Annotated in this window: 6 protein-coding genes; 4 read left to right on the top strand and 2 right to left on the bottom strand. The window is 74.3% G+C overall.

Annotated features, from left to right (window positions below; translation table 11 throughout):
• Positions 1–6: 6 nt before the first annotated feature.
• Positions 7–816, bottom strand: a complete 810-nt coding sequence (locus tag ACGF3I_RS05340; protein ID WP_393129246.1) for an ABC transporter ATP-binding protein — start codon at positions 814–816, stop codon at positions 7–9.
• Between the two features lie 237 nt (positions 817–1,053).
• Here ACGF3I_RS05340 and ACGF3I_RS05335 point away from each other — a divergent pair, with 237 nt between their 5' ends.
• Positions 1,054–2,058: an ABC transporter substrate-binding protein gene (locus ACGF3I_RS05335; RefSeq protein ID WP_393129245.1), complete on the top strand. Its 1,005-nt coding sequence runs from the start codon at positions 1,054–1,056 to the stop codon at positions 2,056–2,058.
• Positions 2,059–2,128: 70 nt separating this feature from the next.
• On the opposite strand, the gene ACGF3I_RS05330 is transcribed toward ACGF3I_RS05335, so the two are convergent.
• Positions 2,129–3,295, bottom strand: a complete 1,167-nt coding sequence (locus ACGF3I_RS05330) for a M20 family metallopeptidase (RefSeq protein ID WP_393129244.1) — start codon at positions 3,293–3,295, stop codon at positions 2,129–2,131.
• A gap of 147 nt (positions 3,296–3,442) precedes the next feature.
• Here ACGF3I_RS05330 and ACGF3I_RS05325 point away from each other — a divergent pair, with 147 nt between their 5' ends.
• From ACGF3I_RS05325 to ACGF3I_RS05315, 3 genes are read left to right on the top strand one after another with little or no spacing between them, the layout of a single operon-like run.
• Positions 3,443–10,867 (top strand): amino acid adenylation domain-containing protein, encoded by a 7,425-nt coding sequence (locus tag ACGF3I_RS05325; protein WP_393129243.1) that lies wholly within the window; start codon positions 3,443–3,445, stop codon positions 10,865–10,867.
• The gene (locus ACGF3I_RS05320; RefSeq protein ID WP_393129242.1) at positions 10,864–11,076 is read left to right on the top strand and encodes an MbtH family protein; all 213 of its coding nucleotides are present in this window, start codon (positions 10,864–10,866) and stop codon (positions 11,074–11,076) included. The genes ACGF3I_RS05325 and ACGF3I_RS05320 overlap by 4 nt, the downstream gene beginning before the upstream one ends.
• The gene (locus ACGF3I_RS05315) at positions 11,073–12,521 is read left to right on the top strand and encodes a DHA2 family efflux MFS transporter permease subunit (protein ID WP_393129241.1); all 1,449 of its coding nucleotides are present in this window, start codon (positions 11,073–11,075) and stop codon (positions 12,519–12,521) included. Before ACGF3I_RS05320 ends, ACGF3I_RS05315 begins: the two co-directional genes overlap by 4 nt.
• Positions 12,522–12,570 lie beyond the last annotated feature (49 nt).

Genomic DNA, 12,570 nt, shown 5'->3' with positions numbered 1-12,570 from the left:
GGCGGCTCAGTGTGCGGGCACGGCGGCCGGGCGGGCGGCGGTCGTGCGGGCTACGGGCACCACGACGGGGGAGCCGTCCGAGGGCGCCGTGAGGATCTCCGCCTCGATCCCGTACAACTCCCGTACGAGCGCGGCGTCGATGACGTCGAGCGGGGGGCCGCAGGCGACGATCCTGCCCGCGCGCATGGCCACCACCGTGTCGGCGTAGCGGGCGGCGGCGGCCAGGTCGTGGACGACCATCACGATGGTGCGGCCGGCCGCGGCCACCTGCCGGACCAGGTCGAGCACCTCGACCGCGTGCCCGATGTCCAGCGCGCTGGTGGGTTCGTCGAGCAGGACGACGGGCGTCTCCTGTGCCAGGGCCATGGCCAGCCAGCAGCGCTGGCGCTGACCCCCGGAGAGCTGGTCGAGGCGGCGGTCGGCGAGTTCGGTGGTGCCGGTCGCGCGCAGCGCCTCGGTCACCGCCGCCTCGTCGGCGTGCGACCACTGCCGGAACAGGCCCTGGTGCGGATGGCGTCCGTACCGTACGAGACCCGCGACCGTGACCGCCTCCGGGGCCTGCGGGGCCTGGGGGAGCAGGGCGATGCGGTGGGCGGCGTCGCGCCGGCGCAGCTGCCAGATGTCCGCTTCGCCGACCAGGACGCGGCCCGACTCGGGCTGGTGCAGCCGGGCCACGCAGCGCAGCAGCGTCGACTTCCCGCAGCCGTTGGGGCCGACCACGGCCACCACCCGGCCGCTGGGAATCGTCAGATCGACCCCGGCCACGGCGCGGTGGTCGCCGTAACCGGCGGTGAGTTGCTCGACGCGAATCTCCACGGGTGGCCGCCTTTCCTGGTGATGGCCGAGCGACGCATCGGACGATGTTCCGCACCGGGCGGCGCCCCGGCCGGTTTCCCGGCCGCCTGCCTACCCGTCGGCACACGCGTTCTTTGCTTTGCCATAAGGTAAGCCTAACCTTAACGTGTCTGCGTGACGCGGTGCCCGCCGGTCTGCCGGGGGTGCTTCCGTGCGCTCCTTTCGTCTGCTCATGTCCCTTTGAACCCGGAGCTGTTGATGACCCTGTCCCGTCCCCGACCCACCGCCGCCCGCCGCGCGGTCCAGGCCGTCGCCGCCCTCGGTGCCGCGGCGCTGCTGCTCACGGGCTGCGGCTCCGACTCCGGCTCGGACAAGGGAGACAAGGGCAAGGACGCGGCGAAGGACGCCGGCGCCCCCGCCTCCCGCACGGTCAAGGACGCCACCGGCCGTGCGGTGCAGGTGCCGACCGCCCCGCAGCGCATCGTGACGCTCACTCAGGAGGACCTGGACGCGGTGCTGTCGCTCGGCATCAAGCCGGTCGGCATCACCAACGGCCAGGGCCTGGCCAAGCCGCCGGCCTACCTGGCCGACAAGGTCCAGGGCATCGACGTCGTCGGCAATCTGCTCCAGCCGGTCATGGACAAGGTGGTCGCGGCCAAGCCCGATCTGATCCTGGCCGGTGACCTCCAGGACGAGCAGGTGCTCAAGCAGCTGCGCGAGATCACCCCGGCGACCCTCGTCACGATGGCGCCGACCGACGACTGGAAGCTGAGCCTGCGCGGCATCGGCAACGCCGTCAACAAGCTGGCGGACGCCAACAAGGTCATCGCCGACCACGAGAGCGCGGCCAAGGCGGCCGGCGAGAAGCTCGGCGCCAACAAGGGGGCTGCCCTGTCCATCGTCCGCTGGAACCCGGACGGCCCGAGCGTCATGGACACCAAGCAGTTCGCCAGTGGTGTGGCCCAGGAGATGGGCCTCAAGCGCCCGGCCGGCCAGAACAAGGACGGAAACGCCCACTCGCCGTCGCTGAGCCTGGAGAAGATCAACGAGATCGACGGCGACTGGCTGTTCCTGTCCAGCCTCACCTCGGACGGCGAGAAGGCCCTCAAGGACGTCCAGGCCAAGCCCGCCTACAGCGAACTCGGCGCGGTCAAGAAGAACCACGTGGTCACGGTGGACGGTTCCGTCTGGTCGACCCGCGGCGGTCCGCTCGCCAGCGGTGTCGTCATGAACGACATCACCAAGGCCCTGACCGCGTCCTGACCGCCCACGCGCCGCTCCGGCCGCCCCGCCCTGGAACGGCGCGGGGCAGCCGCAGTCGGTTGATGGCCCGTCAGGCGCCGTACACGGCGCGGGACTTGGCGAACGCGAAGTCCGCGGCCGTCCACGCCATGCCGACCGCACCGTCCAGGACGGCGCGGTCGGCCGCCGGTGACACCGCGGCTTCGGCGAACTCCGCCTCGTGCGGTCCGCAGACGCCTCCGCTGATGTCGAGCACCGGATGGATGGACGGCACGACGTGCGAGACGTTGCCCATGTCGGTGCAGGCGAACGGCGGGCGCTCGACCGGCTCGGGCCTCCCGAGGGCCCGCGCGTTCCGGCGCCAATAGCCGGTGAGGGCGGGATCGCCGCGGAAGTCGAGGTAGTCGGGCTCGGGCCGCTCCAGGGCGACCTCGCAGCCGGTGGCCAGGGCTCCGGCCCGGAAGCACGCCTCGACGCGCTCGCGCAGTTCGGCCAGGTCCTCGGCGGCCGATGCCCGTATCTCGTACTCGGCCGTCGCCCGGTCCGGGATCGTGTTGGGCGCCGTGCCCGCCGCGGTCGTGATGCCGTGCACCCGCCACTCGGAGGGCAGGTGCTGACGCAGCAGGCCGAGGGCCACCTGGGCCACGGTCAGCGCGTCGGCCGCGTTGCGGCCCTCGTGCGGATTGAGGCTCGGGTGCGCGGCCCGGCCGGTGTAGGTCACCGACAGGGTGCCGAGCGCGAAGGACCGGAAGTCGGCCAGGTCGAACGGGCAGGGGTGGACCATCATCGCCGCGTCCACCCCGTCGAATGCCCCGGCGTCAAGGAGCAGTGCCTTGCCCGCGCCGCGCTCCTCGGCCGGGGTGCCCAACACCCGGACCGTCAGGCCCAGTTCATCCGCGTACGGGGCGAGGCCGAGGGCCGCTCCGACGCCGGCCGCGGCGATCAGATTGTGGCCGCAGGCATGGCCGAGGCCCGGCAGGGCGTCGTACTCGCAGGCGATCGCCACGGTGAGGGGGCCCGAACCCGCCGTGGCCCGGAACGCGGTCTCCAGGCCGTGGGCCGGGGCCGTCACGGCGAAGCCGTGCGCACGCAGCGCCTCGGCACACCAGGCGGCGGCCCGGTGCTCGGCGAAAGCCGTCTCGGGGTGCCCGTGGATCCGGTGGCTGAGGGCGAGCAGTTCCTCGGTGTGGCCGGAAACGCGTTCCCGGATCGCGGACTTGAGGTCGGCGAGAGGTCGCGGGGCGGGGGCGGGCGTCATGAGCTCCTCTTCGGGGGGTCGGGGCGGGGTGTGACGAGGTGGTGGTCGAAACCATCACACAAGGCAAGATAACTTAGCCTTACCTAAGTTCGCGCTGGTGTGTCCGGTGCGGTCAGAGGCCGTATTTCTTCTGGGGAGTTGTCAGACATGCATCAGCGTCCGGACGAGGTCGCCCTGCTCGCCGCGCAGGCCGGTATCCACTACGCACACCAACTCGCTCCGCTCAGCCCGGAGTTCAACACCGCGGACGTGGTGGAGATCGACTGTGCGCTGGACGAGGGCCTCTTCGAGCAGGCCCTGCGGCGCACGGTGGCCGAGGCGGACACCCTGCGGCTGAGGGTCACCGAACGGGACGGGGTGCCGGTCCAGCAGGTCATGGACCCGGCCGCCCCCACCCCGCTCCACCGGCTCGACCTGCGGTCGGACGAGGACCCGCGGGCCGCCGCGGAACGCTGGATCCGGGCGGACCTCGACACTCCCGCCGACCTGACGGGCGAGGCGCTCCACGCGGAACCGTCCGGCGTCCGCGGGGCGCGGGGCGGGGCCGGCGAGGCGAGGAGCGGGGCCAGTGAGGCGCAGTGGGGGGCCCGGGGCGGGCTCATGACCCAGGCGCTCATCCGCCTCGCCGACGACCGGTACTGGTGGTACCAGCGCGTGCACCACATCGCCGTGGACGCCTACGCCCTCCAGCTCATCGGACGCCGCACGGCCGAGCTCTACACCGCCCACGCGGCCGGCACGGAACCGCCGGTCCGCCGGTTCGCTCCGCTGCGCGACCTCGTGGCGGACGAGAGCCGCTATCTGGGCGGCGAACAGTACGCCGAGGACCGGGAGTTCTGGGCCGGGCGCACCGGGGACCGCCCCGAGCCCGTCACCCTGGCCACCGGCCGTGCCGCGTCGGCCGAGCCCGGCCCGCCTCACCGCTCGGTCACCGAACTCCCCGCCGGGTCCCTCGACCGCCTCGCGCGCGCCGCCGACGCGGCCCGGGCCACCTGGGCCGAACTCGTCATCGCCGCCACCGCCGGCCACCTGCACCGCACGACCGGCGCGAGCGAGGTGGTGCTCGGGCTGCCGCTCACCAACCGCCGCGAGCCCGCCGCCCTGCGCACTCCGGCGATGACCGTCAACGTCCTGCCGCTGCGGCTTTCCGTACGTCCCCAGGACACCGCGGCCGAACTCCTGCGCCGGGTCGTGCTCGAAGTGCGCGCGGTCCGCCGCCACCAGCGCTACCCGCAGGCGGACCTGCGCCGCGACCTCGCCCTCACCGCGAAGGACGCGCCGCTCACCGGCCCGATGGTCAACATCAAGCCGTTCGACGGCGACCTCGCCTTCGCCGGGCTGTCCGGCCGCGTCCGCAACCTGGCCGCGGGGCCCGTCGAAGACCTGGCCGTCGGCGCCGCGCCCGGCCCGGGCGGCACGCTCCGGCTCAGCATCGACGCGCACCCCGGCCGCTACGGTGCCGCGGAACTCGAAGGCCACCGGCACACCTTGCGGCACTACCTCGACGCGCTGACCGACCTCCTCCTCACCGACCCCCACCGCCCCATCGGCACCCTCGACCTGCTGCCCCCCGCCGAGGTGGCCCGGGTGACCTCCGGGCGCACCGAGCCGCCCGCGCGGGACACCCTGCCGGAGGCCTTCGCGGCCCAGGCCGCCCGCACCCCGCACGCGGTCGCCGTCCGGGCCGCCGACGCCACGGCGACCTTCGCGGAACTGGACGCCGCCGCCAACCGACTGGCCCGTGAACTGGCCGCCCGCGGCGTGGCCGCCGAGGTGCCCGTCGCCCTCGCGCTGCCGCGCGGCGTCGGCATGGTCATGGCGCTGCTCGCCGTCCTGAAGGCGGGCGGCGTGTGCCAGCCGCTCGACCTCGGCCACCCCGAGGCCCGGACCCTCGCCGTCCTCGACGACGGACGGCCGGCCTGCGTCATCGGCACCACCACCACCCTGGCGGCCCTTCCCGCGCACGGCCTGCCCGTGCTCGCGCTCGACGCGCCGGAAACGGCCACCGCGCTCGCCGGGCACCCCGCCACGGCCCCCGGCCCGGCCCCCGCCGCCGCCGACGCCGCCTACATCATCCACACCTCCGGATCCACCGGACGCCCCAAGGGCGTCGTCGTCACCCACGCCTCGCTCGCCAACCTCCTCGCCGGGCACGGCACCGACCACGTGGGCCCCGCCGTCGCCCGCACGGGCCGCCACCGGCTGCGCGTGGCGCACAGCGCCTCCTTCGCCTTCGACGCCTCCTGGGACCCGCTCCTGTGGATGGTGCACGGCCACGAGCTGCACCTCCTGGACGACGCCGCCTACCGCGACCCCGCCGCCCTCGCGGCCCACGTCCACGAGCACCGCATCGACTATCTCGACGTCACCCCTTCGTATGCCGAGGCACTCCTCGCGGAAGGCCTCCTCGACGAGGGCCGGCACCGGCCGGCCGTCCTCGTCGTCGGCGGCGAGAGCGTGCCCGCGCCGCTGTGGGAGCGGCTCGCCTCGACCGAGGGACTCCACCCCGTCAACCTGTACGGGCCCACAGAGACGACCGTCGACGCCTACTACTGGCTCGCCGCGACCGGCCCTGCCTGCGGCGGAACGCCCGCCGCTGCCGGCCTCACCGACGACGAAAGGCCCGCCGCTGCCGGCCTCTCCGACGACGAAACGCCCGCCGCGACCGGCCCTGCGGGCGACGAAAGGCCCGCCGCGGTGGGGCGCCCCGTCCGCGGTTCGCGCGTGTACGTCCTCGACGGTGCCCTGCGTCCCGCGCCCGACGGCGTGACCGGCGAGCTGTACGTCGCGGGCGCCTGCCTAGCCCGCGGCTACCTCGGCCGCCCCGACCTCACCGCCGAACGGTTCGTCGCCGACCCCTTCGGCGCCGCCCACGGCGCACCCGGAGCCCGTATGTACCGCACCGGCGACCTGGTGCGCAGGCGTCCCGACGGGACCCTGGAGTTCCTCGGCCGGGGCGACGACCAGGTGAAGATCCGCGGCTTCCGCATCGAACTCGGCGAAATCCAGGCGGTGTTGGCGGCCCACCCCGAGGTGGCCCAGGCCGCGGTCATCGCCCGGGACACGCCTCAAGGCAAGCGCCTCCTCGCCTACGCGGTCCCCGCCCAGGACGGCCCCGCCCCCCTCCTCGCCCGCGCCCTGCGGGACCACCTCGCCGCCGCGCTGCCCGAGCACATGGTCCCGGCCGACGTCACGCTGCTCGGGGAGCTGCCGCGCACCGCCAACGACAAGCTGGACCACCGGGCCCTGCCCGATCCGACCCCGCAGACCGAACTCGGGTACACGGCGCCGGAGTTCACGGGCTCAGCGGCCCCGCACACCGACATCGTCCGAGGGCTCTTCGCCGACCTCCTGGGCCTCGGCACCGCGCCCCCGGCGGACGCGAACTTCTTCGACCTCGGCGGTCACTCGCTGCTCGCGGCCCGCCTCGCCGCCCGTATGCGGGAGACCTTCGGCGCCGGAACGCGCCTCGCGGACGTGTTCCGCAACGCCACCCCGCGCGCGCTCGCCGCGCTCGTACGCACCGCATCCGGCGACGGCCCCGCCGTGCCGCCGACCCCCGTTCCCCGCACCGCCCACCTCCCGCTGTCCCCGGCGCAGCAGCGCCTGTGGTTCCTGCACCGCCTCGAAGGCCCCAGCCCCACCTACAACATCCCGCTCGTCCTCAGCCTCGACGGGCCCGTCGACCTCGCCGCGCTGCGGGCGGCACTGCACGATCTGAGCGGCCGCCACGAGACACTCAGAACCGTATATCCCACCATCGACAACGCCGCCGACGGCCAACCCCACCAGCACATACTCCCCGCCGACCACCCCTCGGCCCGGCCGCGGCTCCACCTCGCGGCCCCCGGGGACGACCTGGCCGACGCGGTCCGGCACTGCTTCGACCTCGCATCCGAACCCCCGCTGCGCGTCTTCCTGTTCACCTCCGCACCCGACCGGCACACCCTTCTCCTGCTGCTCCACCACATCGCCGGCGACGGCGCGTCCACCACCCCGCTCGCCCGCGACCTGGCCACCGCCTACACGGCCCGACGGGCGGGCCGCGCACCCGAGTTCGCCCCGCTGGAGATCCAGTACGCGGACCACGCCGCCCACCAGCACCGCCTCCTCGGCACCGCGGCCGAGCCCACCGCCCGCGCCGCCGCCCACCTCGCCCACTGGAAGGGCGCCCTCGCGGGCCTGCCCGACCAGCTGGAGCTGCCCGCCGACCGGCCCCGTCCGCCCGTCGCCTCCCACCGGGGCGACACCGTGCCCTTCGCCCTCGGCGCCGACACCCACCAGGCGCTGGGCCGCCTCGCCCGCGCCCACGGCGCGAGCGTGTTCATGACCGTGCAGGCAGGCCTCGCCGCGCTCCTCACCCGGCACGGCTGCGGCACCGACATCCCCGTCGGCACACCCGTCGCGGGGCGCGACGACGACACCACGGCCGGGCTGGTCGGCTTCTTCACCAACACCGTGGTGCTGCGCACCGACACCTCGGGCGAGCCCACCTTCCACGAGCTCCTGGACCGCGTGCGCGCCACCACGCTCGCCGCCTTCGAGCACGACGAGCTGCCCTTCGACCACCTGGTCGAGGCGCTCAACCCGCCCCGCTCGCTGGCCCGTCACCCGCTCTTCCAGGTCATGCTCGCCTGGCAGTCGGTGCCCGACACCCGCTTCGCGCTCGGCCCCGACACGTCCGCCCGCCTGACCGCCGTCCCCTCCGGCACGGCCAAGTTCGACCTCACGCTCAACGCCGGAGAGAAGGCCGACGGCGGTATCGACGGCTTCCTGGAGTTCCGCACCGACCTCTTCGACCGCGCCACCGCCCAGGCGCTCAGTGACCGGCTCGTCCGGCTCCTGGAGGCGGCCGCCGCCGCGCCGGACACCCCGCTCGGCGCGCTGCCGCTGCTCGGCGCCGACGAGCGGCAGCGCGCCCTCGTCGAGTGGAACACCCCCGCCGAGGCGCCGCCCGCCGCGCCGCCCACCACCCTGGCCGACGTCTTCGAGGCAGCCGCCCGCCGCCATCCGGACCGGATCGCCGCCAGCCACGGTGACACACACCTCGGCTACGCCGAACTCTCCGCCCGGGCACACCAGTTGGCCCGTCTCCTGGCGCACCGGGGGATCGGCCCCGGCTCCATCGTGGCCCTCGCCCTGCCCCGCTCGCTCGACCTCGTCACCGGCCTGCTCGCGGTCTCCCTCGCCGGCGCCGCCTACCTTCCGCTCGACCCGGACTACCCGGCCGACCGCCTCGCGCACATGCTGGAGGACGCCCGGCCCGCCGCGCTCGTCACCGACACGGCGACCGCGCCCCGGCTGCCCGCCCACACGCTCCCCGTCATCACCGTGGACGGGGACGCGGCAGCCGGGTACGCCACCGGGCCGCTCACCCAGGCGGACCGCACGAGACCGCTGGAGCCCGGCGATCCGGCGTACGTCATCTACACCTCCGGCTCCACCGGCCGCCCCAAGGGCGTCGTCGTCACCCAGCACAACGTGACCCGGCTCTTCACCGCCACCGACCACTGGTTCGGCTTCGGGCCCGACGACACCTGGACCCTCTTCCACTCGTACGCCTTCGACTTCTCCGTGTGGGAGCTGTGGGGTGCCCTCCTGTACGGGGGCCGCGTGGTGGTCGTGCCGCACCTCGTCAGCCGCGACCCGGCCGCCTTCCACCGGCTGCTGGCCCGCGAGCGGGTCACCGTGCTCAACCAGACCCCGTCGGCCTTCTACCAGCTGGCCGCCGCCGACCGCGACGAGGACGGCCAACTCGCCCTGCGCTACGTGGTGTTCGGCGGCGAGGCGCTGGAGCTCGGCCGGCTGGACGACTGGTACGACCGGCACGCCGAGGACGCGCCCGCGCTGGTCAACATGTACGGCATCACCGAGACCACCGTCCACGTCACGCACTTCCCGCTCGACCGGGCGACCGCGGCCGGAGCGAGTTCGAGCACCATCGGCGTCAACATCCCCGACCTGCGCGTCTACGTACTGGACGAGCACCTGGAGCCCGTGCCGCCCGGCGTGACCGGTGAGATGTACGTGGCGGGGGAGGGCCTGGCCCGCGGTTACCTCGGCAGGGCCGCGCTCACCGCCACCCGCTTCGTCGCAGACCCGCACGCGCACCTCTTCGGCGAGAGCGGCAGCCGCATGTACCGCTCGGGCGACCTCGCGCGGCGCCGCGCGGACGGCACCCTGGAGTACTTCGGGCGCGCCGACCACCAGGTGAAGATCCGGGGCTTCCGCATCGAACTCGGCGAGATCGAGGCCGTGCTGGCGGCGCACCCGGCCGTCGCCGACGCGGCCGTGGTGGTGCGCGAGGACAGCCCCGGCGACCGGCGCATCATCGGCTACGCCGTCGTGGACGCGTCCGTGGATCCGGCTCAGCTCAGGGCGCACACGGCACGGGAGCTGCCGGTGCACATGGTGCCGTCCACCGTGGTGCCGCTCGACCGGCTGCCGCTCACCAGCAACGGCAAACTGGACCGCACGGCGCTGCCCGCCCCCGAGCGGCCTGCCACGGCCGCCGCCGGACGGCCGCCGCGCAGCCCGCGCGAGGAACAGCTGTGCGCGATCTTCGCCGAGGTGCTGGGCCTGCCGAAGGTGGGCGTGGACGACAACTTCTTCGAACTCGGCGGCCACTCCCTGCTCGCCGTGCGGCTCGCGGCCCGCATCAAGGCGCTGCTCGGCGCGCAGGTGTCCATCGGCACCGTCTTCCAGGCGCCGACCGTCGCCGCGCTCGAAGCGAGCCTGGACGCGGACCGCGACGAGGACCCGCTGGACGTGCTGCTGCCCCTGCGCCCGACGCGCGAGGGCGACCGCGCCCCCGTGCACTGCGTCCACCCCGCCGGCGGCCTGAGCTGGTGCTACGCCGGGCTCATCCGCCAACTGCCCCCGGACGTACCGCTGTACGGGCTCCAGGCCCAGGGGGTGGGCGAGGCCACCGCGCGCGAGCCGCTGCCCGCGAGCCTGGACGAGCTGGCCGCCCACTACGCGGCGCGCATCCGTGAGGTGCAGCCCGAAGGCCCCTACCGGCTGCTCGGCTGGTCGACCGGCGGCATCATCGCGCACGCCGTCGCCACCCACCTCCAGGAGGAGGGACAGCGCGTCGAACTCCTCGCGATCCTCGACGCCTACCCCGCCGAGGGCTTCCGCGACCTGCCGCGCTCCGACCGGGCCGAAGCCCTCGAATCGCTGCTCACCATGGGCGGCTACGGGCCCGACAGCCTGGAGGGCAAGCCGCTGACCACGCCCAACGTGGTGGAGGTGCTCCAGCGCGAGGGCAGCCCGCTGGCCGCCCTGCCGACCACCACCATCGAGGCGCTCGGCGACATCTACCTCAACACCAACGATCTGGTGCGCCGCTACGACCACCGGGTCTTCCGCGGCGACGTGCTGTTCTTCCGGGCCACCGTCGACACGATCGACGACACCCTGACCCCGGACACCTGGACCCCCCATGTCGACGGGCACATCACCAACACCGATGTCGCCTGCTCGCACAAGGACATGACCCTGCCCGAGCCGATCGCGCACATCGCCCGCGTGGTCGCCGACCGTCTGACCGAGCTGGAGAACGCCCGATGAGCGACGCGCCCACCAACCCCTTCGACGCGGACGGCGAGTCCGCCGCGTTCACCGTCCTGGTCAACGCGCGGGACGAGCACTCCCTGTGGCCCTCCTTCGCGGCCGTGCCGGACGGCTGGCACGTCGTGCACGGCCCCTGCCCGAGGGCCGAGGCCCTGGAGTGGATCGACGCGCACTGGACCGCCCTGGCATCGGGTCCGGCCCGGTGAGCTCGCTCCTCGTGCGGCCCCGGATACGGCCCCGGGTCGCCGTCGTCCTCGTCTACACGGCCGCCATGTGCATGAACGGCCTGGACTCGACGATCGTCAACCCGGCCCTGTTCACCATCGCGGGCGACTTCGGGCAGCCCGTCTCGGCGGCCAACACCGTCGAAACGGCGTTCCTCGTGGCCCTCGCGCTGGCCCTGCCGGTGGCCGGCTGGCTGGGTGACCGCTTCGGCACCAAGCGGATCTTCCTCACCTCGCTCGCCGCGTTCACGCTCGCCTCCGCCGTCTGCGGACTGGCCCAGAACCTGGCGACCCTGGTGGTCGCCCGGGGGGTGCAGGGCCTGGCGGGCGGACTGCTCACGCCGGTCGGCATGACGCTGCTGTTCCGGGCGTTCGAGCCGCACGAGCGGGCCCGGCTCGGCAAGGTCCTCATCGTGCCGACCGCTCTCATGCCGGCCCTCGGACCGCCGCTCGGCGGCCTGCTGACCGAACACCTCACCTGGCACTGGCTGTTCTTCGTGAACGTGCCCATCGGCACGGCCGCGGTCCTGCTCGGCGTCTTCGGGCTGCGCGAGCACGTCGAAGGGAGTGCGGGGCCCTTCGACCGCACCGGCTTCCTGCTCGTCACCCCGGCGCTCGGCCTGCTCACCTACGCGCTGGGCTTCGGCCCCTCGCAGGGCTGGGGCCGTCCCGCGGTGGCGATCAGCGCGGTGCTCGGCGGCATGCTCCTGGTGGCGGCCGTCCTCCATCAACTGCGTTCCGTACAGCCCTTGTTGCGGCTCAGGCTCTTCAGGGACCGGGCGTACGGCACCGCCTCCGCGCTCGCCGGGGTGACGGCCGCCGGGCTGATGGGCGTCCTGTTCGTCTTCCCGCTGCTCTACCAGGCGGCCCTCGGCGCCTCCGCGCTCGACGCGGGCCTCAGCGTCTTCCCCGAGGCGATCGGCCTGATGTTCGCGTCGCAGGTGGTGGACCGGCTCCTGCCCAGGATCGGCCCGCGCCGCCTGGTGGTGCCCGCGCTGCTGCTCGCGGCCCTGGTCTTCGCGGCGCTCGCGCTGCCGGGGGTGGCTGAACACGCCTGGTCCGTAAGGGCGTTGATGTTCGCCATCGGCCTGGTGCTCGGCACGGCCGTGCTCACCGTGCAGCTCGCCGGGTTCGAGACGCTCGCACCGCCGGACATGGGCAACGCCATGGGGCTCTTCCAGATCGTGCGCACCCTGGGCGGCGCCGCCGGCATCGCGGTGTGCGCGGCGCTGGTCGGCGGCGCGGGCCACGGGGCCGGGCCGGTCGACCCGGGCCCGTTCCGGATCGCGGTGTGGGCGACGGCGGGTCTGGTCGCGCTCGGCGCCCTGCCGGCGCTGCGCCTCCCCAAGGACCCGCCGCAGCCGCCCCCGTTCAACGACGTACAGGAGGGAGCGGGGGCGCAGGACCCGGCGCCGAAGGTGGCCTGATCCCGGCGGCGGTCCGCGTCGCCGGGGCGCCTCCGAATCGATGGGGAGA

It is taken from the genome of Streptomyces sp. NPDC048111, assembly GCF_043202815.1.
Classification (GTDB): domain Bacteria; phylum Actinomycetota; class Actinomycetes; order Streptomycetales; family Streptomycetaceae; genus Streptomyces.
The sequence above is the reverse complement of the archived record's forward strand: the minus strand, read 5'-3'. Positions and strand labels throughout refer to the sequence as shown.

Coding starts and splice junctions, on each gene's coding strand:
- ACGF3I_RS05335 (WP_393129245.1), top strand. CDS start 1,054: ATGACCCTGTCCCGTCCCCGACCCACCGCCGCCCGCCGCGCGGTCCAG.
- ACGF3I_RS05330 (WP_393129244.1), bottom strand. CDS start 3,295: ATGACGCCCGCCCCCGCCCCGCGACCTCTCGCCGACCTCAAGTCCGCG.
- ACGF3I_RS05325 (WP_393129243.1), top strand. CDS start 3,443: ATGCATCAGCGTCCGGACGAGGTCGCCCTGCTCGCCGCGCAGGCCGGT.
- ACGF3I_RS05320 (WP_393129242.1), top strand. CDS start 10,864: ATGAGCGACGCGCCCACCAACCCCTTCGACGCGGACGGCGAGTCCGCC.